This window comes from Gordonia jinhuaensis (genome assembly GCF_014639795.1).
Taxonomy (GTDB): Bacteria; Actinomycetota; Actinomycetes; order Mycobacteriales; family Mycobacteriaceae; genus Gordonia_B; species Gordonia_B jinhuaensis.
Window position 1 is genome coordinate 1 of the sequence record NZ_BMGC01000014.1, and the last position, 24,803, is coordinate 24,803.

A 24,803-nucleotide genomic window follows, 5' to 3' on the forward strand; every position below is an offset into this window, starting at 1 on the left:
CCGATGGAACCCTGAGCAAGTCCCATTCTGTCACTCAGACAGGGCATTTCGTCTATCCCTCATCCCCCGGACAGGTACAAATCGGTGGATCGAGGCTTAGTGTAGAACTCGATCGACGACGGGCCGTGCTGGTTGAGATCACCGAAACCTGAACGCTTCCAACCGCCGAAGGTGTGATAGGCCACCGGCACCGGGATGGGTACGTTGACCCCGACCATCCCGACCTGCACGCGTGCGGTGAAGTCGCGTGCGGCGTCACCGTCGCGGGTGAAGATCGCCACGCCGTTGCCGTATTCGTGTGTCGACGGCAACGACAGGGCTTCCTCATAGTCGTCGGCGCGCACGATACACACCACCGGCCCGAAGATCTCGTCGGTGTAGATCGACATGTCGGTGGTCACGTGGTCGAACAGGGTGGGCCCGATGAAGTAGCCCTCGGCCAGGCTCTCGTCGGCGAAAGACAGATCGTCGGCGCCGCGCTCGCGCCCGTCGATCACCAGCTCGGCTCCCGAATCCTGCCCGGCGGCAATGTAGTCGCGAACGCGCTCCAACGCAGCGGAGCTGACCAGCGGACCGTAGTCGGCCTTGGGGTCCAGGCTGTGTCCCACTCGCAGTGCGGCGATCTTGTCCACCAGACGAGCACGCAGGCGCTCGGCAGTGTCCGCACCGACGGGCACCGCGACGCTGATCGCCATGCATCGTTCGCCCGCACTGCCGTATCCGGCCCCCACGAGCGCATCAGCGGCCTGGTCGAGATCGGCGTCGGGCATGATGATCATGTGATTCTTCGCTCCGCCGAAGCACTGCGCGCGTTTGCCGTTCGCCGCCGAGCGGGCGTAGATGTACTGCGCGATATCCGATGATCCGACGAAGCCGACCGCTTCGATCTGCGGGTGGTCGAGGATCGCGTCCACGGCCTCTTTGTCACCGTGCACCACCTGGAAGAGGCCCGCGGGCAGTCCGGCCTCCTCGAACAGCTCGGCGAGCCGAACCGGCACCGACGGGTCACGTTCGGACGGCTTGAGGATGAACGCATTGCCGGAGGCGATCGCCGGGCCCGCCTTCCACAGCGGGATCATGGCCGGGAAGTTGAACGGCGTGATGCCCGCGACCACACCGAGTGGCTGACGGAGTGAATAGACGTCGATGCCTGCACCGGCACCCTCGGTGTACTCACCTTTGAGCAGGTGCGGGATGCCGATCGCGAATTCGATGACCTCGACCCCGCGTTGGATGTCGCCGTGCGCATCGGCCACGGTCTTGCCGTGTTCGATGGCCAGCAACTCGGCGAGGTCGTCGGCGTCACGGTTGACCAGGTCGACGAACCGCATGAGCACCCGCGCACGTCGCTGGGGATTCCAGGCGGCCCACTCCCGTTGTGCGCGTGCGGCGATCTGTACCGCGGTGTCCACCTCACCGGCGTCGGCCAGCGGCACGCGCGCACCGACCGCGCCGGTACTCGGGTTCATCACGTCGGCGAACCGCCCCGATGTACCGGGCACCGCCTCACCGCCGATGTGGTGGGAGATCGTCCTGATGTCAGACGATGCGGCACCGGTCGCCTCGACACCGGTCCCGTTGGCAGACTTGGGCATTTCCCGTTCCTCTTCTGATCGAACCATGTTCTGATCGAACCACGCCGATTGTGTCCTGGGTCACTCTATACTTGGATATCCTAGCAAGATAGTTGGATATGCAAGCAAGTTCCGCACACGACCACAGGAGCACGACCATGGGAGCCGCCGAGACCACCGCCGCCGGGACCAACACCGCCGGGATCAACACCGAGCGGTTCCGCGCTGCGCGCGACTCCCTGCTCACTCACGCCGAGGACTACGAGAAGGCGGTCAGCGGCTTCTCCTGGCCACAGTTCGACGAGTGGAACTGGGCACTGGACTGGTTCGACGCGATCGCCGAGGACAACGACTCGCCGGCGTTGTGGATTGTCGAAGAGGACGGCTCCGAACAGATCCTCAGCTATGCACAGCTGGCGCAGCGGTCGTCGCAAGCGGCGAACTGGTTGACCGACAGCGGGATCGGGCCGGGTGAACGCATCCTGCTGATGCTCTCGAATCAAGTGGAGCTGTGGGAGATCATGCTCGCTGCCTGCAAGATCGGCGCCGTGGTGATCCCGGCGACCACATTGCTCAGTGCCGCCGATATCGACGATCGGCTCACCAGGGGCGAGGTCTCGCATGTGATCGTACGCAGCGAACTCGCCGCGACGGTCGACCAACTGGGCGCCGAGCACACCCGTATCGCGGTCGGCGCATCGGTGCCCGGCTGGCTCGACTACGCCGACTCATCTTCTGCACCAACAATTTTTATACCGTCACGAGCAACCCATGCCGACGACACGCTGCTGCTCTACTTCACCTCGGGCACCACGTCGAAACCCAAACTCGTCGAACACACCCACGTCTCCTATCCGGTGGGGCATCTGTCCACGATGTACTGGATCGGCATCCGACCCGGCGACATCCACCTCAACGTCTCCTCACCCGGGTGGGCCAAACACGCCTGGTCGAACTTCTTCGCCCCGTTCAATGCCCAGGCCTGTGTGTTCATCTACAACTACACGCGCTTCGATGCCCAGGCACTGATGACACAGATGCAGCGCTGCGGCGTGACCAGCTTCTGTGCACCACCGACGGTGTGGCGCATGCTGATCCAATCCGATCTGACGACTCTGACCAACCCGCCGCGCACTGTGGTCGGGGCCGGTGAACCACTCAACCCCGAGGTGATCGAGCGCGTCGAGCGCGCATGGGGTGTGACGATCCGCGATGGTTTCGGTCAGACCGAGACCACCGTACAGATCGCCAACAGCCCCGGGCAGCCCGTCAAGGCCGGTTCGATGGGTCGACCGATGCCCGGCTACCGCATCGAATTGGTGGACCCGGCCACCGGTACAGCCGGCGTCGACGAGGGCGAGATCTGCATCGACCTGCGCGAACGGCCGATCGGACTGATGGTGGGCTACCACGGCGATCCGGACAAGACCGCCAGCGCCATGTCGGGCGGGTATTACCACACCGGCGACGTGGGATCGCGTGACGCCGACGGCTACATCACCTACGTGGGCCGCACCGACGACGTGTTCAAATCCAGCGACTACCGGATCAGTCCGTTCGAGCTCGAGTCGGTGCTCATCGAACACGAGGCGGTGGTCGAGGCGGCCGTGGTACCCGCCCCCGATCCGCTGCGTCTGTCGGTCCCCAAGGCCTATATCGTTCTGGCCGAGGGCTTCTCGCCGGACGCGCAGACCGCGCGTTCGATCTTCGCGCACAGCCGCGCGAATCTCGCCGGTTACAAGCGCATCCGGCGGCTGAGCTTCGCGGAGCTGCCCAAGACGATCAGCGGCAAGATCCGTCGCGTACAGCTACGCGCAGCCGAGAACTCTGGCGACATCAGCGAGGAATTCACCGAAGACGGTGTGTGAGCACCGACCGCGGCGGTCACTGTCCGCCGCGCAGCATCAGCTCCATCAGCTTGGTGGGCGCCTGGCACGGGTCGGCGGGTGCGGCACCGCGCGGCTCGACCCACCAGCTGATGATGCCGCGGCTCGGCGAATTCGCCGTCACACCACAGACTCCCGGGCGCTTGGGGTCGCGCTGGGTGAACGCTGCCGCACCGGCGATGGTGACGTTGTCGGTGGTGTAGCCCAGTCGCTGTGAGGTGCGCTTCTCCACCTCCATCGTCCCCCACTCGAACCAGGTGAGGGTGACGTCGGCGGTCACGTCTCCGCTGACGAGCCACCGGCAGATCGCACCGTTGAACGTGGTCTGCGCGGTCACTCCGCCGACGATGGTCGCGATCTGCTGCGCGGGCACCACCTGACACTCCAACAGCAGCCGGTCGTACTTGTCGGTGTCGACATTTCCCGAGCTCCCGGGGGTGGTGGCCGTCCCGGAGATCTCCTGCGAGCAGCCGGCCAGCGCGATCATCGCGGCCGCCGGCAGGGCAGCGATCGCGGCGAGTCGTCGAACCCTGGTGGTCATTGTCGGGCTCCGTAGGTCATTTCTGGCTCCGCGAGATGGTCAGTGTGCCCAGCTGTTTCACGGCATCGCACATCTTCTCGGTGGCGGCATCGGGCGCTTGCCCCTGCCCGGGTGCGGGCGCCCCGGGCGATGGCTGGCCGGAGCCACCGCCCGCGGTGGCGCCGACACTGGCCGACCACTCGAAGAAGTCAGCACCGAAGGCGATACCGAGTTCGCACAATCCGGTGGTCGAGGCGAGAAAGCCTTTGCCGCCGGAGATCTCGATGTCGGTGACGGAGTCGCGGGTGAGCTGTTCGGTGGCCCGTTCGCGACCGATCGGGCTGCCCCGGTACCAGTTGAACGACACCTGTGGGCCGATGTCACCCTCCGGGGTGACCCATTCGCAGACCGACGGATTGCGCACCGTGTTGGTCAGGCCGTCGAAACCGGTGGCCTTCGACACCTCGGCCACCTCCACCCCGCCGCAGTTGCCGAAGAACGGACCGGCACCGGCCGCACCGGGGGCCGCCTCCCCCTGCGTGGTCTGTGGAGACGAATCCTTCGAGTCGTCGCCACACGAGGCGACGAGCGACAACGCGGCCACCGCCGCGACGACGGCGATCGATCGGCGATGGATCACGCGGGTGAACACGGTCGCGAGTCTAGATGCCCGATCCGCGGCCTCGCAGTCGGTCGATCTCGCGACGCTCACGCTTCGTGGGCCGGCCGGCTCCCCGATCGCGGACGGGCACCGCCACGAACAGCTCTTTCGGCGGCGGCGGTGGACTGCGGTCGATCAGACATTCGGCAGCGACCGACGCGCCGACCCGCTTGGCGATCGGCCGAGTCACCTCGACGATCCGTTCACGTCCGTCGAGTCGTAGGCGTACCTCATCGCCCACCGACACCTGCTGGGCGGGTTTGGCGGTGACCCCATTGACCCGCACATGGCCTGCGCGGCATGCGGCCGCCCCCGCTGATCGCGTCTTGACCAGCCGCACCGCCCAGATCCAGGCGTCCACGCGCACACTCATGACGTGCTCCTCAGCATGACAATCCACTGTAGGCGTGCGGGGCAGCCTGTGGGCCGGGGCCGTTGCCGTTCAGCTGCGAGCGCCCACATAGATGCCCTGGGGCCGGAAGCGCAGCGGCGCCTCACCGTACTCTTCGATCGCATGGGCGGCCCACCCGGAGATCCTCGCGACCGCGAAGATCGTCTCCGCGGCGTGCGGAACCATCGAGAACCGCAGCGCGATGCCGGCGAGCAGCATGTCGGAGTTCACGAAGTCGCGCTGTTCGGCCACCATGTCGGCGATGTCGTCGATCGCGGGGAGAACACGGCGATCGCCTCCGCCGATCTGACCCATCGCCGACCGCAACACCTCGGCTCGCGGGTCTCGGCGTTGATACACCCGATGACCGGTACCTGGAACACGGCGACCGTCCGCCCGGGTGGCCAGCACTGCCGACCGAGGGTCGTCGAGCGCCGAACGCAGGAACTCCTGCGCCAGGGTGGCCGCACCACCGTGCACCGGTCCGTCGAGTGCACCCAGGCCCGCGCCGATCACGGCATACGGACCGCCGCGGGCACTGGCCGCCACTCGCGCGGCCACCGCACCGGCGCTCATGTCGTGGTCGGCCAGGCACACCAGTGCGCTGTTGAGCAGGCGCAGCCGTGGGCGGGTGGCGGGCAGCGTCGTCAGTCGCGGCCACAGACTTGCCGCGATCGAGGAGGTCGTCGGTGAGCGGGGTGCAGCAGCGGTCGAGGGCACTGCGGCGGTCGAGGGCACTGCGGCACCGCCGAGTATCGGCAGTGTCTGCACGGCATTGACGATGACGGCGGCAGCCGTATCTGCACCTGTGCGGGCCGGGTCTCGTGTCGTCCCGGGTCGCGGGCACCGAGGGTGTCGGTGACCATCCGGATGACGTCGACTCCCCGCGCACCGGCCACGAGACGCCGAATGGCCCGGCGGTCGCGTTCAGTGAGCGAACGCCGACCCCGCACCGCCCACTGCGCGGGGACACCCCACAACAGTTCGGCGACGTCCTCGAAGGCCTTCTCACCGGCGAGTTCGGCGACGTCGACGCCCCGATAGTACTGAGAGTCGTTCTCCAGCAAGGTGATATGAGTGCGAATCCGCTCCACCACACCGAGCGGAGGTCGTGGTGCGCCGCGGCCGGCGAATGCCTCGATGTCCGCGAGTGCGAACACACTGCCGTTGATGCCCTCGATGCGCGTGCTCTGGATCCGGCCTCGACTGACGTAGGCATACAGGGACGCCGGCTTGACTCCGAGCACCCGCGCCGCCTGTGCAGTGGTGAGGAACTCCCGGCCGTCATGCCGGATGGGCGTCGGCCACCGGCGCCGGTGACGCCGGTGGCCGGCACCCTGCTCTCCGGGACCCGGGTCTTCCGACCGTGGACTCGCAGACCGCGGTTGCCGTGACGCCACATTCGCCTCCTCGGACTCGTCCCCCCGGACTCCCTTACGTGACCGGACCGCTGGCCGACTCCACCTCGATATTGATCCGATCAACATTGACAGCATGTCATGGCAGCTCAAAAGTGACTGGCATGACTGTGATTGCACCCCGTGGTCTGCGCGATGTGGTGGTCGCCGACACCGAGATCGGGCGCGTCGACGGCGACGCCGGCTTCTACCAATATCGCCAGTACTCCGCGATCGACCTCGCCGAACACGCCACATTCGAGCAGGTGTGGTTCCTGTTCGCCCGTGGGCATCTCCCCGACGACGACGAGTTGTCCGAGTTCGTCGCCACCATCACACCATTGCGCGAGGTGCCCCCGGCCACGATGAGCCTGCTGCACCAGGTGGGACAGTCGCTGACCAGCCGTGGGATGCTCGGTGGTTTGCGGACAGTCTGTCCGCGTTGGGCACCGGCGCGACGCCGCTGTGGGATGCCACCGAGGCGGACAGGCAGGCCGATGCACTGCGGGTCTCCGCGGTGACCCCGACCATCCTGGCTGCCCTGCACCGCATCTCCCGCGGCGTGAATCCGGTGGCACCGCGGCCGGATCTGGGTGTCGCGGCGAACTGGCTCTACATGGTGACCGGCGAGGTCGCCGACGCGGCGCTGGTGCGTGCGGTGGAGAAGTATCTGATCGCCACGATCGACCACGGCTTCAACGCGTCGACGTTCACCGCCCGCGTGATCGCCTCCACCGGGGCCGATGTGTTCTCAGCGGTGTGCGGGGCAATCGGCGCGTTCAGCGGACCATTACACGGCGGTGCACCCGATCGCGCACTCGAGGCGCTCGACGAGATCCGGTCGACCGGACGCGACCCGGCCGAGTGGGCCCGCGATGAGATCGCTCATGGCCGACGGATCATGTGCTTCGGACATGCGGTGTACCGCACTCGCGATCCCCGTTCGGAGATGCTCAAAGGCGTGGCGCTCGAACTGGGCGGGGCCACTGTGGAATTCGCCGTCGATGCCGAGGAGAAGATCGTCTCGGCACTACGCGAAGCGCACCCGGACCGGCCGCGCTATGCGAATGTCGAATTCTATGCCGGCGTCGTGATGGACCGGTGCGGACTGCCTCGCGAAATGTTCACCCCCACCTTCGCGGTCAGCCGGGTGGTGGGATGGTCGGCGAACATCGTCGAACAGTCTGCGATCCGCACGATCATCCGACCCGACGCCCGCTACGTCGGCCGGCCGCTCACACCGGCCACGCCGTGACCTCGTTGCGACGCCACCTCATCTGCCCGAACGGATCCGCGGCGCGAACGCCGCGGTGACCGCGGCGCGCAGCCGCTGTGCAGGGAATCGCTGGGGATCTGCGATCATCACACGCGCGAACTCCCAGAGGGTGGCGACGTAGCTGTGCGCGATCATCTCGACGTCGGTGTCGGCGTCGAATACGCCCGCCTGGGTCAGCGCCTCAGCCATCCCCGCCACCAGTCCGGCGCGAGCCCGGTCGATGCGGGCGTGCAACTGGGGAGTCGAACTGTCGGCGACGAGCAGGATCGCCCGCCACCGGTCGGGGTGATCGGTCACCGCCTCCAGGAAGGCCTGTGTGAGACGGTCCAGCGCCTGGGTCAGCGCATCGCGGCGGGTATCGGCGTCACCGTGTGCGGTGTCGATTCGCAGGTCGAGCGCGGTTCCCAGTTGCGCATAGGCTCGCTGCTCCTCGCGGCGCAGCGAATGGCGCAGCAGGTCGTTCGCATCGGCGAACTGCCCGTAGACCACCGGACGTGTGACGCCTGCGCGCTGTGCGACCGCGTCGACGGTCACCGCACCGACGCCCCGATCGACGATCACCGCCAGCACCGCATCCAGGAGCTGGTCGCGCCGCTGGGCCGTCGGCATCCGCGCGGCATAGGGCCGGTTCTTCCGCTCGCTCGTCCGCTGCACCCGCGCCTTCCTTCCGGCAAGACCTCGTCGCCGCGATCTCTCGCTTTACAAGCTACATCAGTGTAGCTATGGTCGAGCCAAAGCTTCACATGTGTAGCTTTGGCTCACCGAGATCGGGCATCTCAGCCGAGGAGGCTCCGCCATGAACACGTCGACGGGCCGACTCGCGGTCATCACCGGGGCCTCGTCGGGAATCGGCGAGGCGCTGGCACAGGGGCTCGCCCGCGACGGCCACAACCTGCTCCTGGTGGCCCGTCGCGAGGCTCGGCTGCGTGCGCTCGGCGCGACAGCGGGCAACCAACCCGGCCCCGGCAACGCCACATATGCGGCGACCAAGGCGTTCGCCAACACCCTCGCCGAATCGTTGCACACCGAACTGCGCACCACCGGGGTCACCTGCACACTGCTGGCCCCCGGCCCGGTGCGCACCGAGTTCGCCGAGGCGGCCCACCTCGGGAATCTGGACGCACTTGTCCCCCAGGGATTCTCGATGAATGCACAGAAGGTCGCCGACGAGACGCTGGTCGGGATGGCGCGCGGGCAGCGCCGGGTGGTACCAGGGGTGTTCGCCAAGGCGCAGACGATCGCCGGACGCGTCACCCCTCATGCGCTCAGCTCCCGGCTGCTGCACGCCGCCTATCGACGGGCGGTGCGATGACGCTGCCGCCCGCCCCGACCCCAGAACCCCGACGAGAGTGCTCGAGATGATGGCCCCGGATCTGAATCAACCGCTCGTACTCCCTTGCGGCGCAACGCTGTCCAATCGGATCGCGAAGGCCGCCATGAGTGAGCAACTCGCCGATCGCCACGGTCATGTGACCCGCGAATTGCGACGGCTCTATGACATCTGGGCGCGCAGCGGCGCGGCGCTGCTGATCACCGGCAATGTGGTGACCGACCGCAACGCCCTCGTCGAACCCGGCAACGTCATCGCCGACAACGCGGCGGCACTGTCGGGCCTGCGGCTGCTGGCGCGCAGCGCACATGCGGCGGGCGGGGCCGTGTGGATGCAGATCAATCATCCCGGACGCGTGGCGACCGTACCGTTCAACCGCCGCCCCCGCGGCCCGTCGGCGCGGCGCGAACCCGTGCCGGGCTTCAACATCCGCAAACCCTAGGAACTCTCGTCAGCGCAGATCGTGTCGATCGTCGACGGTTTCGTCCGTGCCGCGACAATGGCCGTCGACGCCGGATTCGACGGTGTCCAGATCCACGCCGCACATGGATACCTTCTGGCACAGTTTCTCTCACCGCTGGCCAACACCCGCACCGACCGCTACGGCGGCTCCCCGACCGCACGCCGACGGATGCTGCTCGACACCGTGCGTGCGGTCCGATCAGCCATCGGACCTCCGCAGCACTGTCGGTGAAGCTCAACTCGACAGATTTCCAACGCGGCGGCCTGAGCATCGAGGATTCGTTCGACGTCGCCAGTGCGCTCGGCGGCGCAGGCATCGATCTGCTCGAGATCTCCGGCGGCAACTATGCGATGCCCGCCATGGAGGGCGTCGCACATCCCGCAGGCACCACGAGCGGATACTTCCTCGACTATGCCGTCGAGCTGGGCAGGCGTGTCGAGACACCCTTGATGCTGACCGGCGGTCTGCGCACCCGCGCCGACATGGAAGGTGCACTGGCACGCGGCATCGACATGGTCGGTATCGCCAGACCGATGGCATCCGTTCCCGACTATCCGGCACGGATCCTCGCCGGCGAACCCGAACCCACGCTGCCCCGCGACCCACGGCGGACCGGCTACCGGCCGATCGACGGCTACCTCCAGCTCGCCGCACACAATGACCAGCTCCATCGGATGGCCCATGGGCTCGCGCCGAAGAACTCAGCGGGGCTGTCGACCGCGGTGCCGGCCATCGCCCGCACCGGCCGCGCCGCGCTCCGGCAGGCGCGTACGACCGCCGCCGAAGTGGTGTGAGAGTCGTGCATCGTGCGGTGGGGTCATAGAGTCGAACCCATGCCCGCCGCGTCGCCGCCGTCCTCGCCGAAGCGTTATCGGAGTATGGCCGCACTCGATGCGGCGCTGACCACCTGTCGGGCGTGTCCGCGGCTGGTCGCCTGGCGAGAACTGGTCGCGACCGAGAAGCGTGCCGCATTCGCCGACGAAACCTATTGGGGCAGGCCAGTTCCCGGACTGGGTCCGGCTGACGCACCGCTGGTGGTGGTCGGGTTGGCCCCGGCGGCACATGGCGCCAACCGCACCGGGCGGATGTTCACCGGCGACCGCAGCGGCGACTTCCTGTTCGCCGGGCTCTACGACCTGGGACTGGTGAACCAGCCGGCGTCGAGGTCGGTCGACGACGGCCTCACGCTGCACGGCGTGCGGATGACCGCACCCGTGCACTGTGCGCCGCCGGCGAACAAGCCGACCCCCGACGAGCGGCACACCTGTGCACACTGGCTGGCCGCCGAGTTCACCCTGATGATGCCCACGATGCGCTCGATCGTGGCGCTCGGCGCCATCGGATGGGCTGCGGCACTACAGGCGCTGCGTGACTCGGGCTGGCAGATCGCCCGCCCCGCACCGAAATTCGGTCACGGAACCGAGGTGAGGCTGGTCAGTCCGCGGGATCGGTCCGTGCGCCTGTTCGGCTGTTATCACCCGAGTCAGCAGAACACGTTCACCGGGCGCCTGACACCGGCCATGCTCACTGAGGTCTTCGGCCGCGCCGCGCAGGCGGCGGGTCTGCCGACCGGTGACTGATGGGGATTCCCCTCGGATTCCGCCGATCAGTACAGCTCAGGACGCCGGTCGAGCAGATACGGGAAGGTCGCGCGCGACTTGTCGAGCTCGTCGCGGTCGATCTCGGCGATCACCGTCTCGGGCCCGGTTCCGGCCCGGACCACCACGTCGCCGCCTGGACCGGTGACGGTCGACAAGCCGCCGTACAGCAGGCCGTCGTCGTCACCGCAGTAATTGGCGTAGGCGACGAACACCTGATTCTCCAGCGCACGCGCGGGCAACAGCACCGTCTGCACCACGCTGAACTCGGCCATGTTGGCCGTGGGCACACACACCAGATCGGCGCCGTCGACAGCGAGGCCGCGGACCAGTTCGGCGAACTCGACCTCGTAACAGATGGCCAGACCGATTCGCCAGCCTTCGAAATCGACGACCGTGCCACGTTCATGCGACTCGGCGACCATCTCCCGGTCCAGCGCACCGAACAGATGCGTCTTGCGGTGCACCGTCAGCGTCGTACCGTCGCGGTCGACGAAACGCACTGCGTTGTAGACGCTCTCGCCGATGTCGGAGTCGTCGCCGGACAGTTCGGGGAATCCGTAGATCACCGCGACGCGATGCTCGGCCGCGATCGCCGAGATCCGTCGATGGGTGGGTCCGTCGACCGGTTCGGCCAGCCGCGCCGCTGCGGCCGGCCCGATGTTGTAGCCGGACAGGAACATCTCCGGGGCGATCACGAGGTCGACATCGTCGGCGGCGGCCGCGGCGATGAATCCCGTCAGGCGCTCGACGTTGACTTCCACGTCGCCACCCAGCGACTCACACTGGCACAACATGATTCGCATGGCGCAACCCTCCCGGTAGTCCTGGTGCCCCGGCGTCGGGACCTTCAGTCTCCCACGTCGATCGGACCGATGTCGGCGTAGACGTCTCCGGGGCCAGGATTGTCGACCGGCGTCTGGCCTCCGAAGTGGTGCATGACACCCCACACCGAGTTCAGTCCGCTCTGCACCGCACCCTCGACCCACGCCGGCATGAACGCGACATCGTCGCCCGCGAGGAACAGGCCACGCTGATGAGCGGGCAGGTCGTCCTGTATGAAGTGGCCGTACATGCGGGTGTTGTAGCGGTAGTGACCGGGCAACGACCCCTTGAACGCGCCGAGAAAGGACGGATCTGCCTCCCACGACACGGTTATCGGACGGCCGACGATATGCGACTTGATGTCGACCTCGGGATAGATGTTGTCCAGGGCGCGAAGTGCGAGCTCCACCCGCCGCTCGACCGGATGCGGCAACATCTTCAGCGAGTCGGTCATCCAGGTGTAGCTCAGGCAGATCACGCCGGGGCGATCGGGACCGTTGTCGAACAGGTAGGTACCGCGGGTGAGGCGATCGGTGAGCGTCATACTCATCACCTCCCGACCGGTCGCCGGGTCCACGTCGCGCCAGAACGGGCGGTCGGTCATCACGAAGGTCTTCGACGACTGCATGTAGCGCGTGCGGTCCAGCGCCATCCACAGGTCCATCGACAACAACGATTCCTCGCAGTCGATCTCGGTGGTGAGCAGCCATGCCTGACAAGTCACGATGACCGCCTTGTACTGCTTGGCGACCCCGTAGGAGTCGACCACCTCGAGATGGTCGGCATCGGCACGGCGGATGGCCTTCACCCCGGCGCGCGGCGAGCCGTTGTGCAGCGACGACAGGCTCGTCCCCACCGGCCAATGCGTGATGCGATAGGGCGTGTCCGACCAGAGTCGACGCGGAACCTGTTCTGCCCCACCGACGATCAGGTGCTGGTCGGTGTCGCAGTTGGTGAGCACCACGCGCAGGATCTCCAGCATCGAGTTCGAGAAATCCGAATCCCAACCGCCGGTACCGAATCCGACCTGGCCGAACAACTCGCGATGCCGGAAACTGAGTTTGCCGAACTCATCGGAGGTGGACAGGAAGTCGTAGAAGCTGCGGTCATCCCAGTCGTGGACGAGCTGATTCCACCGGCGCTTGATCTCGGGTGCGTCACGCCGGGCGATCGCATCCTGCATCTGAGAGAACCCCGCGATGCGTTCGAGTGCGTTGTCCCAGGCCGCCGCGATCTCGGCGTAGATCTCCGGTAGATCCTCGAGTGTGCGCGCGTAGAGGCTCTCACCGTTCATGTCGACCACTGTCGAGCCGGCGGCCTCGGTCAGCGGGTTGGGGAAAGGCCTTGTGCGCAAACCGAATTTGTTCACGTAGTGGTAGAAGGAACTCGACGAGATCGGGAAACGCATCCCGCCGAGCTCGGCGACCTCGGGTTCGCCGGGAACAAACGGCTCCGACCGCAGGCGCCCGCCGATCCGGTTGGGCTCGTAGACCACCGGCCGCAGCCCGATCTTCATCAGCTCGTAGGCGGCGACCATCCCGGCCATGCCGGCGCCGATGATCGCGACCTCCTGCCCGTAGGCCTCCGGCCCGATCGCACCGATCCCGGACGGATGGGAGATCCAGTCGTCGTAGGCGAAGGGGAAGTCCGGCCCGAAGATGGTGACCGGCGGGGCATCGGGGGAGGTAGAGACGTCGGCGGAGTCGTTCACCGGCTCAGGGTAGCCGGGGTCGAAGGTACCGGCAGGCCGTCGGACGCAGCGTCCACCGGCGTCGGTCCAGCCGGCGAGCGCACCTCTAGTTAGTTGAGGCTAAGGTACATTGGACCCGCACCGCATGACAACGACCGGAGAGGCCAACCATGTCCGTGATGATCCTGTTCGGCACCGAGACCGGCACCGCGGAGAACGTCGCCGAGGAGATGGCCGATGTGGTGATGGCCGACGGCGTCTACGACATGACCGACTTCGACATCGACGATCTCGCCGAGGTCTCCCTGCTGATCGTGGTGTGCTCCACCTATGGGTCGGGCGAACTACCCACCGGGGCAGAACCTTTCGCCGCCGCACTCGATGCGCGCACCCCCGACCTGTCACATCTGCGCTTCGCGGTGTTCGGCCTCGGAGATGTGGTCTACGAGGACACCTACAACCGCGGCGGCGAGATCATGGCCGAGATACTCACCGAACGGGGCGCCACCCAGGTCGGCGAACACGGCCGCCACGACGGCTCGTCGGACATCAAGCCCAGGGTGGCCGGGCGTGCCTGGGCACAGGATCTCACCGAACTTCTCGAGGCGACCGCGTAGCGGCGGAGGCGGTCCTAGGATCGCGCCATGACCACCACGACCGCCCTGCCCGAACTGCTCGACACGCTGCCCGCGGGCATGGTCGTCACCGATCCCGACATCCTCGAGTCCTATCGCCGCGACCGGGCGATGGATCCCGACGCCGGCACCCCGCTGGCCGTGGTCCGGCCGACCAGCACCGAGCAGGTGCAAGCCGTGGTGCGCTGGTGCGCCCGCCACCGCATCGGGCTGATCACCCGCGGCGCAGGAACCAGCCTCTCGGGCGGGTCCACCGCCGTGGACGGCGCGATCGTGCTGTCCACCGAGGCGATGCGCACACTGCACATCGACCCGGTCACCCGGGTCGCGGTGACCCAGCCCGGACTGCTCAACGCCGAGGTCAAAGCCGCTGCAGCACAACAGGGTCTGTGGTACCCGCCGGATCCGTCGTCGTTCGAGATCTGCTCGATCGGCGGCAATGTGGCGACCAACGCCGGTGGTCTGTGCTGCGTGAAGTACGGGGTCACCACCGACTACGTGCTCGGCATGCAGGTGGTGCTCGCCGACGGCACCGCCGTACGCCTGGGCGGTCCGCGGCTCAAGGATTCGGCCGGACTGCCGTTGACCAAGATGTTCGTGGGCAGCGAGGGCACCCTGGGCATCGTCACCGAGGTGACGCTGCGACTGCTGCCCCCGCAGCCGCCCGCGTGCACGGTCGTGGGGACCTTCGAGACGGTTCATCAGGCCAGCGAGGCGGTCCTGGAGATCACCGCACGGATCCGGCCCGCGATGCTGGAGTTCATGGACTCGGTGGCGATCAACGCGGTCGAGGACATGCTGCACATGGACCTCGACCGCACCGCCGGGGCGATGCTCGTCGCGCAGACCGATGCACCGGGAGCCGCCGGTGCCGCCGAGGTCGCCGTCATCACCGAGGCCTTCACCCGATGCGGCTCACAGGAGGTGTTCGCCACCGACGACCCGGCCGAGGGTGAGGCGTTCACCGTCGCCCGCCGCGTGGCGATCCCGGCGGTCGAGCGGATCGGACCGCTGCTGCTCGAGGATGTGGGTGTTCCGCTGCCGCAGCTGCCCGCACTCGTCGACGGCATCGCCGCGATCGCCGCGGCCCGCGACGTCATCATCTCGGTCATCGCTCACGCCGGCGACGGCAACACCCACCCGCTGATCGTCTACAACCCCGACGACGCCGACCAGTACACCCGCGCCCAGCGCGCGTTCGGCGAGGTCATGGATCTCGCCATCTCGCTGGGCGGCACCATCACCGGCGAACACGGCGTGGGACGTCTCAAGAAGGACTGGCTGCCCGACCAAGTGGGGCCGGACGTGATGGCCCTGACGCGCCGGATCAAGGACGCGCTCGACCCGGAGGGGATTCTCAATCCCGGGGTGATCCTGTAGCCCGGCCGGTGACCGTGACGTGCGGGCGGCCACCGGAGTCGGACGGCGGCGGTGTGAGCGCCTTCTCCACCAGATTCAGCCACACCTCGCTGGCGGTCGGGTATGCCGCCACCGCATGGCGCAGCCGGGTCAGCGGCACCTCCGCCACGATGGCGATGGTGGCGGCGTGCAGCAACTCCCCCACACCCGGCCCGACGAAGGTCGCCCCGACGATCACGTCGCGCTCGTCGTCGATCACCAACTGGGCGGTACCCGCGGCGTTGTCGCGCTGCAGGGCGAAACCGGCGACCGCACCGAGATCGGTCGACACGCTGCGGTAGCCGTCACCGGCGGATTCGGCGGTCCGGCCGACCGAGGCGACCTGCGGATCGGTGAACACCACCTGCGGCACCGGCGGGTGGATCAGCGGTTCGGCGACGATCTTGCCTTCGGCACGCGCGGCGATCTCGGCGCCGACCATCCGGCCCTGATACTTGCCCCAGTGGGTGAGCGCCGGTCCACCGGATGCGTCACCCACCGCGTAGAGCCAGTCGTGCTCGTCAGGGTCGGCGCCGATCGGTGCCGGACGGCGACCGGTCGCGACCAGGATCTCCGCGGCGGTGATCGGGGAACCACCGGAGACCTCCACGGTCACCGGACCGCCGTGGGGAACGCCCACCCCCGCGTCGTTGAACACCTCGTCGCGTGAGACCGCACCGGTGTGGGTGTAGGTGCGCACGTCGACGCCGGCGGCGCGTAACCCGTCGGCCACCTGCTCGCCGACCCATCCGTCGAACGAACCGAGCAGACCGTGACGTGACACCAGGGTCACGTGCGCACCGAGTGCCGACAGCCAGGTGGCCGACTCACATGCCACCACGCCGCCGCCGATCACGACGATCGACTCGGGGATCGTGGTGACACCGGTCGCATCCCGCGATGTCCAGGGGTTGATCGCGGCGTAGGCGTCCGGGATCACCGGCACGCTCCCGGTTGCCACCACCACCGCGTGGCGAGCGGTGAGCAGCCGCGTCTGTGTCGCGGAGGTGACGCGCACGGCGCGATCGCCGTCGACCAGGCCCGCACCACGGATGACCGCGATACCGGTGTCGGTCGCCCAGCTCACCTGCGACGAGTCGTCATAGTTGTCCACCCAGGAGTCCCGACGAGCGAGCAGTTCGGTCGGTGACACACCGACGTGGGGCTCGACACCCTGCAGGTCGTCGGCGGTGGTGGCCGCGGCGATCGGCACCAGCAGCGCCTTGCTCGGCATACACGCCCAGTACGAACACTCACCACCGAGACGTTCCTGTTCGATGATCGCAGCGGTGCGCGACGAGCCCGCGATGGCGTACTGGGCAGCGACCTCACCGGCGGGACCACCACCGATCACGATCACATCGAAGACATCGGCGGTGGGGTCAGGAGTGCTCATGACATCCAGACTGCCCGCTGCTGGAAAATCGTGCCGCCGAATCATGCCGACGGTATGTGCCGGGGCAACCGGCCGGGCCCACCACGACTCCGCAGCGGCCCGCTCAGGCGGCCCGATCGACGGGTGGCAGTTGCAGCGGCCCGTCGGGGCTGTGCTCGTGCTCCACTTCGCGTTCGGCGGCGTGGCGTGCGAGCACGATGATCGCCCACAGCATCATCACCCCGACCACCGCGACGATCACACCCTCCCAGGCGTTGACGTTGGCCCGCTCCCCGAGCAGCACCACACCCAGCGCCATCGCGACCACCGGCTCGGTGGCCGTCATCGCCGGGAAGGAGGTCTGCAGATCGTGGGCGGCGAAGGCGAACTGCTGGCTGATCACCGACAACAGCGCCACCACGAGGATCAGATAGAGCTGCGCGTGGGTGAACACCGACACCACGCTGTCGGTGAGCTGGCCGGTGACGACCTTGACCAGATAGGCCTGCACTCCGGTGAACAGGCCGGAGGCAGCACCGAAGATCAGCGCCCGGTAGTGCCGGGGGACGAAACGCGTGCTGGCCACCAGCAGGATCACGATGGCGATGAGCACGCCCGCGGTGATGCCCAGTGTCTCTCCGGACCCGCGGCCCGGGCCCGGCGACGGCATGGTCAGGAGCACGAAACCGGCGACGCACAGAGTGAGGATGATCCCCCACTTCCACTCCGCGAAGGTCAGCCGCCGCTTGTCGAGGTAGGCCTCCATCGGCAGCGCGAACAGCACCGACAGGATGATCAGCGGCTGTACGAGAAGCAGGGTGCCCAGCGCGAGGGCGACCGCCTGCAGTGCGAAACCGATGACCGCGATGCCCACTCCGAGCCACCACCGGCGCGTGATCCCGCCCGCCGACGTCGACGACCGTTGCCGCACCAATGTGCCCGTCGCGACGAGCAGCGCCGACACGATGGCCAGCACTGCGGGCAGGAAGAGGTGCACCGGGCACAGATTACCGGCACTCCCAGGCCCTAGACCGGGCGACGACGAGACGGGCGAATGCCGCGAGGCTCCCACAGGTCTGTCCGATACGTCCGACCTGCAGCGATCCGACACCGAATGTATCGGCTTTGTTCCTTCGCGGCCCCGAATTGTGGTCCACAATCGAAGGGCGTGCTCCACCATCCCATGAGGAAGTTTCGCCACGAGTCAACCGCATTCGGTGGCTGCCTTGAAAACCGAGGGCAACAGCCGAGGCGAGGACGCCGGAGGTTCATCAGTGACCGACATTCAGACGACCGCGAGCTACACCGACACCGAGCTCGACGCTGACCTGAGGTGGTGGGCGGCGGCGAACTATCTCACCGTGGCGCAGATCTACCTCCAGGACAACGTTCTGCTGCGCAAGCCACTGATCCCCCAGAACATCAAGCCGCGACTGCTCGGCCACTGGGGAACCTCACCCGCGCTGTCGATGATCTACCTGCAGGTCAACCGCCTGATCAAGGAGACCGACACCGACTGGCTCTACATCACCGGCCCCGGTCACGGTGGTCCCGCACTGGTCGCCTCGGTGTATCTCGAGGGCACATACAGCGAGATCTATCCGAAGATCTCCGGGGATGCCGAGGGTGTGCGGCGACTCTGCCGACAGTTCTCGACCCCCGGCGGTATCCCCAGCCACGTGAGTGTGCAGACACCAGGCAGTATCCACGAGGGCGGTGAGCTGGGCTACGCGCTCATCCACGCCGCCGGCGCGGCATACGACAACCCCGACCTGTTGGTCGCCTGCGTCGTCGGTGACGGTGAGGCCGAGACGGGCCCGCTGTCGGGATCGTGGAAGATCCCGGCATTCCTCAACGCCAAACGTGACGGTGCGGTACTGCCGATCCTGCAGCTCAACGGCTACAAGATCTCCGGTCCGACCGTGCTGGGCCGATCGACCGACGAGGAGATCACCGAGTACCTGCACGGACAGGGCTGGGATCCGGTGTTCGTCGAGGGCGACGACCCCAACAAGGTGTTCCCGGCGTTCCGCGAGGCGCTGGTCGACTCCTACGACAAGATCCGTGAGATCCAGGCCGCCGCGCGCGCCGACGGCGGCGACGGGGCGACCGACCAGCACTGGCCGGCGATCATCCTGCGCACCCCCAAGGGCTGGACCGGCCCCGACAAGGTGGACGGCAAACAGATCGAGGGCACCCACTGGGCCCATCAGGTCCCGCTGTCGGGGGTCAAGACCAACCCCGAACACCTCAAGCAGCTCGAGGGCTGGCTGAAGTCGTACAAGCCCGACGAGATCTTCGACGACGACGGCGTGGTGGTCGAGTCGATCACCACGCTGGCCCCCGAGGGGGACAAGCGGATGGGCTCGTCGCCGTACGCCAACGGCGGCCGGCTCACCCGACCGCTGAAGATCCCGGCGATCGAGCAGTACGCGATCGACGTCGACACCGATCAGCGTGGACACATCGCCTTCGAGACGACCCGCGTGTTCGGCGAGCTGATGCGCGACATCTACCGCGCCGACGAGACGCCCGACCACGGCGGCACCTTCCGGCTGTTCTGCCCGGACGAGACGGCCAGTAACCGTCTGCAGGCGGTCTTCGAGGCCACCGACCGCTGCCTGCAGCTGCCCACGATCGATCTCGACGACAACTTGTCGAAGGACGGACGTGTGATGGAGGTGCTCTCCGAGCACCTGTGCGAGGGGTGGCTGGAGGGCTACGTGCTCACCGGTCGCCACGGTGTGTTCGCCACCTACGAGGCGTTCGCAATGGTCAGCGCGTCGATGCTGATCCAGCACACCAAGTGGCTCCAGCACGCGCTCGACCTGCCCTGGCGTGAGCCGGTGCCCTCGCTCAACGTCCTGCTGACCTCCACATGCTGGCGCAACGACCACAACGGATTCAGCCATCAGGGTCCAGGACTCATCGACGCGGTGCTGCCGCTCTCCCCCGGTGTGGCGCGCGTGTGGCTGCCGCCGGACTCCAACACCCTCCTGTCCATCGCCGACCACTGCCTGCGCAGCCGCGACCACGTGAACCTGATCGTGGTCGACAAACAGCCGCACCTGCAGTACTTGACGATGGAGGAGGCCAACGAGCAGTGCGCGGCGGGCGCCTCGATCTGGGAGTGGGCGAGTAACGAGACCCGTGACGACGAGCCGGACATCGTGCTCGCCGGCGCCGGTGACGTGCCCACCCAGGAGATCCTCGCCGCGGCTCAGCTGATCCAGGAGTGGCTGCCCTACCTGCGGGTGCGCGTGGTCAACGTGATCGACCTGATGACGCTGCTGCCGGAGAACGACCATCCGCACGGGATGAGCGACGAGCGCTTCGACAGCCTGTTCACCACGGACACACATGTCGTGTTCGCCTTCCACGGGTATCCCCGCGCGATCCACCAGCTGCTGCACGGTCGGTCCAACCCGGGACGATTCCACGTGCGCGGCTTCATGGAGCAGGGCACCACGACGACCCCGTTCGACATGGTGGTGCTCAACAAGGTCAGCCGCTACCACCTCGTCCTCGAGGCACTGCGGCGTTCCTCGCGGGTCGCCGAGAAGACCGGCGAGCTGCAGGACTACTGCCACGAGCAGCTGGCCAGGCATCATGACTACGTCCGCGAGCACTTCCAGGACCTGCCCGAGATCCGCGACTGGACGTATTCCTGAACGTCACCGTCGTGCGGTCGTGAACGTCTGACCCGACGGCGATGCGCTCGCACGCCCAAGCGCCCCGGCACCGATGTGGCGCCGGGGCGCTTCAGTGTGCGGGGCGGCCCGATGCGAGCGTCTCGTGGGTCACATCTGCCGCGGGCGGCGACAGTGATGAGTTAATCTATGGATCTATCATTTCCTCAATCCATACATCGTGAGGTGCTCGATGACTCGACAGATCGCCGACCCAGCCCTGACCGAGACGACCACCCCCGGCACGCAGTACGGCCGCACCCCGACGGCATCGGAGTCGGCCGACGACTTCGACCGGCCGCTGTACGAGATCAAGGCCAACTTGTTCAAGGGCCTTGCACATCCGATCCGCATCCGCGTCCTGGAGATCATCGTCGCCGGTGGCGACGATCCCACACCGGTCAGCGAACTGCTGCGGATCACCGGCACCGAACCCACCCTGCTGTCCCAGCACTTGGCGGTCCTCAAACGCAACAACGTCGTCACCTCGACTCGCGTGGGCAACGCCGCGTACTACCGTGTGGCGCATCCGATGATCCCCGAGCTGCTGGTCATCGCCCGCCAGTTCCTCGCCGACAGCCTCGGCGCCAGCCGCGACCAGCTCGGCGCGATGAAGTCGCTGCCCCCGCTCTCCGGTGGCACGAGCGGGCTGGCGACCAGTCGCCGCCGCTGATGTCAGTCGCCGGATGACCCCAAACGGTCGTCCGGTGTGAACGGGGTGGGCACCGCACCGACATCCACCGACGATGCCAGCGCCTCCCCGAGGATCGGGGCGTGTTTGAACAGGTTGTGACCGGCCAGCGCGAACACCGGTCCGTCCTGCCAGATCGCCACCCCGTCGTCACCCCAGGGCAGCGTGGTCACCCAGCAGTGCACGATGCCGATCGGGTCCGGGTCCAGCCCGGGCAGCGCCCTGGTGACGTACTCGATCGCACCGTCGGCGTAGGCGGCGAGGGCCTGCGCGTCGATCGCACCCGCGGTCCCGGCGTCGACCGAATCCGCCAGTCCCAGTCCGTATCCCGACCGGTCCGGATATGCCGCGGCGTAGACGCCGGTGAACCCGAAGGCGCCGCTGCCGTCCTGAAGGGTGGGTAGCCGTCCCTGCGGCAGTCGCGGTGCAAAGGACACGCGCACATGCGCGCCGATCTCCACCGGCAGATCCATCCCCACCCCCGCAGCCAGCCGCACGGTACCGCGCCCCGCACAGATCACCGCCGCGCCGTGATCGGAAACGACTGTGGGACAACGGACCTGTACACCGTCCCCGACCTTCGCCAGCGAGATGACCTGTTCGTTCACCAGGTTCGGTGCCAGCGAGCGCGACAGCAGTTCGATGGCGGTACGGGTGTGTATCGATCCGGCCGAGGGGTCGAACACCGCCGGTCCGTCGTAGTCGGCGAGCACCCCGAGCAACGCGTGCACGTCGTCGGAATCGATCTGCCTGGCGCCGATCTCGGGGAACGCCTGCATCGCCGGCAGCCGCTTCACCGCGACGTCACCGAGTGCGAGTCCCCCGTCCTGCGAGATCAGCGGCGCCCCGAGCTCGTCGGACCATCGCCGCCAGTGCGCACGCGCGCGGACGGCGAGTTCGACCAGCCGGGGGTCGTCGTGGGCGTGGCGGAAGATGCGCGACTGTCCGGCCGACTGCCCGAAACCCGGTGTCCCCGTTTCGTAGACGGTGACGGTCATCCCCTGCTCGACGAGCTGATAGGCGGTCGACAGACCGATGATTCCGGCACCGATCACCGCGACATCCGAGATAGCTGTCATGGTCCGAGAGTACGTACACCGACCGCCGGCGGTCATGGTGTCGTGTCGGTTGAACGTCACGCCGGTGTGCGCGTTACCGTGGGGCATGGCCGTCTCCGACACCACCGCCCTGCGCGTAGAACTCGAGCGACTGCTGACGCTGGATTCCGACCAGATCGACCTCGTGTGCGCCGGTGACGCACTCGACGACCTGATCGAGTTCGGCCACGACGAGCACGCGGAACTGTGCGAGCGCGCCGACGCCGACTTCGCCCGCGGCGACACCGACGCCGCGCAGTATCACGAGCAGGAGGCCGCGGCCTGGCGGCACACCCTGCGGATCCTCGTCGGCCTGCGCGCCGCACGACGCACCGCCGGCGCGACCGGGCGTTCCCGCCGATTCGGGGCGGCCTGAGGCGCCCACCGACGCCGACCGGGTGACCTCACCGGGCCTCATCGGCAATGATCGTCACCATGGCCCGCACACTGGTGTTGATGAGACATGGCAAATCGGACTACCCGGCCGGCGTCGCCGACGTCGCGCGTCCACTGGCCGAACGCGGGCGTCGCGAAGCCGCACTCGCCGGGGTCTGGATGGCCGACGACGGGCTGTCATTCGATCACGTGATCTGCTCGAGTGCCACGCGCACCCGCGAGACCCTCGATGCCACCAGCATCACCGCACCGACCGACTACGCCGATTCGATCTATGCCGCCACCGCCGAGCAGGTGTGCGAAACCATTCGCGAACTCACGCCACCGGACGCCTCGACCGTCCTCGTCGTCGGCCACGAACCCGGAATGCCCGACACCGCACTCACTCTCGACCCGCACGCGCAGATCACGCGCTTTCCCACCTCGACCTATGCGGTGCTGACGGTCACCGCGAGCTGGGATCGTCTGGGCCTGTCGGCCGACGACGAGTCGACGCTGGTCGCCGTGCGCGTGCCGCGCAACGACTGAGCCCGGCCGCCCGCCCGTCGATCCCGGCGGCCGCGAGTGCCGGTGACCCGCGGGCGAACTGCAGAGGAAATGTGACGGTGACAACCGCCTCGCCCACCCCATGTGCCGGTGCGCGCGCGGTAATGTGCAACGTCGGTCACATCACGAGTCACGCCGACCATGCCGGAATGATCGGGCACGCAGGAATGATCACCTGTGCCATCGCATCATCACCGCACGAAGGATCACCACCGAAGATCAAGGGAGAACTGAGTCGATGACCGTGTCGGGTCTCGGGTGGAACACACGCTCGCGCACACGCGCCGTCTGCCTGGCGGCATCCATCGTCATCGGCATCGGCGGCGTGTCGGCCTGCAGCAGCGACAACCACGCTCACGAGGACACCCCGACCGCGCACACCACCGTCGCGGCGCCGCCCGCCGACGCGGCCTATGCGACGCCCGCGGCTGCCGTCGTACACGCCGCCGTCACCGAGACACGGGTGCCCTACGCCACGAGCACGATCGGCGATCCCAGCCAGAACTACGGCGACCTGTATCTGCCCGCCGGTGCCCAGCGCACCGACTCGATCCCGCTGGTCGTCCTGATCCACGGCGGCGGATGGCGCGCCAAGTATCACGCATCCTCCTTCGACGGACTCTCGCGCACACTCGCCGAACGCGGCGTGGCCGTCTACAACGTCGAGTACCGGCGGGTGGGGTCCGGCGGCGGCTGGACGCACACCTTCAGCGACGTGGTCGACGCATACAACTCGATCCCCGATCTCATCGCCGCCTACCCGCAGCTGTCGTCGCAGAACGTGATCGCCGTCGGTCACTCGGCAGGCGCACAGCTGGCCGTGTGGGCGGCCACCGATCGTCGCGACAACGTCGCGCTGGGCATCCCCGAGACCACCTTCCGCCCCGAAGCGGTGATCTCACTCGCCGGCCCCCTCGACCTGGTGCACGCCTTCAAGGCCGACCACAACGCCGCCGAACAGGTCCTCGGCGGAACGCCCGAGCAGCAGGCCGAGCGCTACACCGCCGTCGACCCGATTCAGAACATCGACCCGACCGTTCCGGTGCTTGCCGTCGCCGGGACCGCCGACACGACGGTGTCGCCGACGCAATCGACGGCCTACGTCGCGGCGGTGGACCGCGATCACGGCGTGGCCACCCTCGAGCTGATCCCCGGCGCGACCCACCAGTCGCTGGTGACCCCCGGCCGGATCGGCGCGACACGAGTCCTCGATCTCATCGTCAACGCCGCCGGCGATCCCGAATTGGTGGCCAGCGGCGCCCTGCAGGGCAGCTGACCGCAACATCTGCGGTCGCGCACCCCATTTTTCGCCTCGACCGCTGAGATGATGCTTGCTATGGCGCGGTTCTACCACAGGCTCGTCTC

The 24,803-nt window shown here is 67.6% G+C and carries 25 protein-coding genes and 1 pseudogene; 14 read left to right on the forward strand and 12 right to left on the reverse strand.

Going from position 1 to position 24,803, the window contains the following annotated elements; all coding sequences use genetic code 11:
• Positions 1–59: 59 nt before the first annotated feature.
• Complete coding sequence (locus tag IEW22_RS10920; protein ID WP_188586644.1) at positions 60–1,595, reverse strand: CoA-acylating methylmalonate-semialdehyde dehydrogenase; 1,536 nt, start codon at positions 1,593–1,595, stop codon at positions 60–62.
• A gap of 137 nt (positions 1,596–1,732) precedes the next feature.
• On the opposite strand from IEW22_RS10920, the gene IEW22_RS10925 reads away from it, so the two are divergent.
• Positions 1,733–3,442 carry an AMP-binding protein gene (locus IEW22_RS10925; RefSeq protein ID WP_188586645.1) on the forward strand — a complete coding sequence of 570 codons (1,710 nt, stop codon included), beginning with the start codon at positions 1,733–1,735 and terminating at the stop codon, positions 3,440–3,442.
• Between the two features lie 16 nt (positions 3,443–3,458).
• Here IEW22_RS10925 and IEW22_RS10930 read toward each other — a convergent pair whose 3' ends face one another.
• The 5 genes from IEW22_RS10930 to IEW22_RS20395 form a co-directional block, all read right to left on the reverse strand.
• Positions 3,459–4,001 (reverse strand): DUF3558 domain-containing protein, encoded by a 543-nt coding sequence (locus IEW22_RS10930; protein ID WP_188586646.1) that lies wholly within the window; start codon positions 3,999–4,001, stop codon positions 3,459–3,461.
• A gap of 16 nt (positions 4,002–4,017) precedes the next feature.
• On the reverse strand, positions 4,018–4,632 hold the full coding sequence (locus IEW22_RS20475) for a DUF3558 family protein (RefSeq protein ID WP_308421386.1): 615 nt from the start codon (positions 4,630–4,632) through the stop codon (positions 4,018–4,020).
• A gap of 10 nt (positions 4,633–4,642) precedes the next feature.
• Positions 4,643–5,014, reverse strand: coding sequence for an RNA-binding S4 domain-containing protein (locus tag IEW22_RS20480; protein WP_188586647.1), 372 nt, complete (start codon positions 5,012–5,014; stop codon positions 4,643–4,645).
• A gap of 69 nt (positions 5,015–5,083) precedes the next feature.
• Entirely contained in the window at positions 5,084–5,794 is a 711-nt protein-coding gene (locus tag IEW22_RS20390; RefSeq protein ID WP_268235479.1) for a citrate/2-methylcitrate synthase, read from the reverse strand.
• Complete coding sequence (locus tag IEW22_RS20395) at positions 5,680–6,528, reverse strand: citrate synthase (protein WP_308421387.1); 849 nt, start codon at positions 6,526–6,528, stop codon at positions 5,680–5,682. Before IEW22_RS20395 ends, IEW22_RS20390 begins: the two co-directional genes overlap by 115 nt.
• A gap of 26 nt (positions 6,529–6,554) precedes the next feature.
• Between IEW22_RS20395 and IEW22_RS20485 the strand changes: the two genes are divergently transcribed.
• Together IEW22_RS20485 and IEW22_RS10950 are read left to right on the forward strand one after the other, a co-directional pair.
• Positions 6,555–6,950 carry a citrate/2-methylcitrate synthase gene (locus tag IEW22_RS20485; RefSeq protein WP_308421388.1) on the forward strand — a complete coding sequence of 132 codons (396 nt, stop codon included), beginning with the start codon at positions 6,555–6,557 and terminating at the stop codon, positions 6,948–6,950.
• Entirely contained in the window at positions 6,872–7,684 is an 813-nt protein-coding gene (locus tag IEW22_RS10950; protein ID WP_308421389.1) for a citrate/2-methylcitrate synthase, read from the forward strand. Before IEW22_RS20485 ends, IEW22_RS10950 begins: the two co-directional genes overlap by 79 nt.
• Positions 7,685–7,702: 18 nt before the next feature.
• On the opposite strand, the gene IEW22_RS10955 is transcribed toward IEW22_RS10950, so the two are convergent.
• Positions 7,703–8,359: a TetR/AcrR family transcriptional regulator gene (locus IEW22_RS10955; RefSeq protein WP_188586648.1), complete on the reverse strand. Its 657-nt coding sequence runs from the start codon at positions 8,357–8,359 to the stop codon at positions 7,703–7,705.
• A gap of 142 nt (positions 8,360–8,501) precedes the next feature.
• Between IEW22_RS10955 and IEW22_RS10960 the strand changes: the two genes are divergently transcribed.
• The 4 genes and pseudogenes from IEW22_RS10960 (at position 8,502) to IEW22_RS10970 (ending at position 11,078) form a co-directional block, all read left to right on the forward strand.
• Positions 8,502–9,017 carry an SDR family NAD(P)-dependent oxidoreductase gene (locus IEW22_RS10960; RefSeq protein WP_188586649.1) on the forward strand — a complete coding sequence of 172 codons (516 nt, stop codon included), beginning with the start codon at positions 8,502–8,504 and terminating at the stop codon, positions 9,015–9,017.
• A 124-nt stretch (positions 9,018–9,141) separates the two neighbouring features.
• Positions 9,142–9,729: pseudogene (locus IEW22_RS20090) on the forward strand (oxidoreductase).
• Positions 9,726–10,292 carry a beta/alpha barrel domain-containing protein gene (locus IEW22_RS20095; RefSeq protein WP_229742475.1) on the forward strand — a complete coding sequence of 189 codons (567 nt, stop codon included), beginning with the start codon at positions 9,726–9,728 and terminating at the stop codon, positions 10,290–10,292. The pseudogene IEW22_RS20090 and the gene IEW22_RS20095 overlap by 4 nt, the downstream one beginning before the upstream one ends.
• 39 nt (positions 10,293–10,331) lie before the next feature.
• Positions 10,332–11,078: a uracil-DNA glycosylase gene (locus IEW22_RS10970; RefSeq protein ID WP_188586650.1), complete on the forward strand. Its 747-nt coding sequence runs from the start codon at positions 10,332–10,334 to the stop codon at positions 11,076–11,078.
• 26 nt (positions 11,079–11,104) lie between these two features.
• On the opposite strand, the gene IEW22_RS10975 is transcribed toward IEW22_RS10970, so the two are convergent.
• On the reverse strand, positions 11,105–11,902 hold the full coding sequence (locus IEW22_RS10975) for a carbon-nitrogen hydrolase family protein (protein WP_188586651.1): 798 nt from the start codon (positions 11,900–11,902) through the stop codon (positions 11,105–11,107).
• A gap of 44 nt (positions 11,903–11,946) precedes the next feature.
• Positions 11,947–13,632 (reverse strand): flavin monoamine oxidase family protein, encoded by a 1,686-nt coding sequence (locus tag IEW22_RS10980; RefSeq protein ID WP_188586652.1) that lies wholly within the window; start codon positions 13,630–13,632, stop codon positions 11,947–11,949.
• Between the two features lie 149 nt (positions 13,633–13,781).
• Here IEW22_RS10980 and IEW22_RS10985 point away from each other — a divergent pair, with 149 nt between their 5' ends.
• Together IEW22_RS10985 and IEW22_RS10990 are read left to right on the forward strand one after the other, a co-directional pair.
• Entirely contained in the window at positions 13,782–14,228 is a 447-nt protein-coding gene (locus IEW22_RS10985; RefSeq protein ID WP_188586653.1) for a flavodoxin domain-containing protein, read from the forward strand.
• A 27-nt stretch (positions 14,229–14,255) separates the two neighbouring features.
• The gene (locus IEW22_RS10990; RefSeq protein ID WP_188586654.1) at positions 14,256–15,626 is read left to right on the forward strand and encodes an FAD-binding oxidoreductase; all 1,371 of its coding nucleotides are present in this window, start codon (positions 14,256–14,258) and stop codon (positions 15,624–15,626) included.
• Here IEW22_RS10990 and IEW22_RS10995 read toward each other — a convergent pair.
• On the reverse strand, positions 15,604–17,040 hold the full coding sequence (locus IEW22_RS10995) for a dihydrolipoyl dehydrogenase family protein (protein ID WP_188586655.1): 1,437 nt from the start codon (positions 17,038–17,040) through the stop codon (positions 15,604–15,606). The two genes, IEW22_RS10990 and IEW22_RS10995, sit on opposite strands and share 23 nt — an antisense overlap.
• A gap of 103 nt (positions 17,041–17,143) precedes the next feature.
• A complete protein-coding gene (locus IEW22_RS11000; protein ID WP_188586656.1) occupies positions 17,144–18,016 on the reverse strand; it encodes a DMT family transporter in 873 nt (290 codons plus the stop codon).
• A 277-nt stretch (positions 18,017–18,293) separates the two neighbouring features.
• Here IEW22_RS11000 and IEW22_RS11005 point away from each other — a divergent pair, with 277 nt between their 5' ends.
• Together IEW22_RS11005 and IEW22_RS11010 are read left to right on the forward strand one after the other, a co-directional pair.
• Entirely contained in the window at positions 18,294–20,690 is a 2,397-nt protein-coding gene (locus tag IEW22_RS11005) for a phosphoketolase family protein (protein WP_188586657.1), read from the forward strand.
• 211 nt (positions 20,691–20,901) lie between these two features.
• A complete protein-coding gene (locus tag IEW22_RS11010; protein WP_188586658.1) occupies positions 20,902–21,381 on the forward strand; it encodes an ArsR/SmtB family transcription factor in 480 nt (159 codons plus the stop codon).
• A gap of 2 nt (positions 21,382–21,383) precedes the next feature.
• On the opposite strand, the gene IEW22_RS11015 is transcribed toward IEW22_RS11010, so the two are convergent.
• Positions 21,384–22,478: an NAD(P)/FAD-dependent oxidoreductase gene (locus tag IEW22_RS11015; protein WP_188586659.1), complete on the reverse strand. Its 1,095-nt coding sequence runs from the start codon at positions 22,476–22,478 to the stop codon at positions 21,384–21,386.
• An 85-nt stretch (positions 22,479–22,563) separates the two neighbouring features.
• On the opposite strand from IEW22_RS11015, the gene IEW22_RS11020 reads away from it, so the two are divergent.
• From IEW22_RS11020 to IEW22_RS11030, 3 genes are all read left to right on the forward strand, one after another.
• Entirely contained in the window at positions 22,564–22,872 is a 309-nt protein-coding gene (locus IEW22_RS11020) for a hypothetical protein (protein WP_188586660.1), read from the forward strand.
• Between the two features lie 80 nt (positions 22,873–22,952).
• Positions 22,953–23,420, forward strand: a complete 468-nt coding sequence (locus IEW22_RS11025) for a SixA phosphatase family protein (protein WP_229742477.1) — start codon at positions 22,953–22,955, stop codon at positions 23,418–23,420.
• A gap of 256 nt (positions 23,421–23,676) precedes the next feature.
• Entirely contained in the window at positions 23,677–24,714 is a 1,038-nt protein-coding gene (locus tag IEW22_RS11030) for an alpha/beta hydrolase family protein (RefSeq protein WP_188586662.1), read from the forward strand.
• Positions 24,715–24,803: the final 89 nt, after the last annotated feature.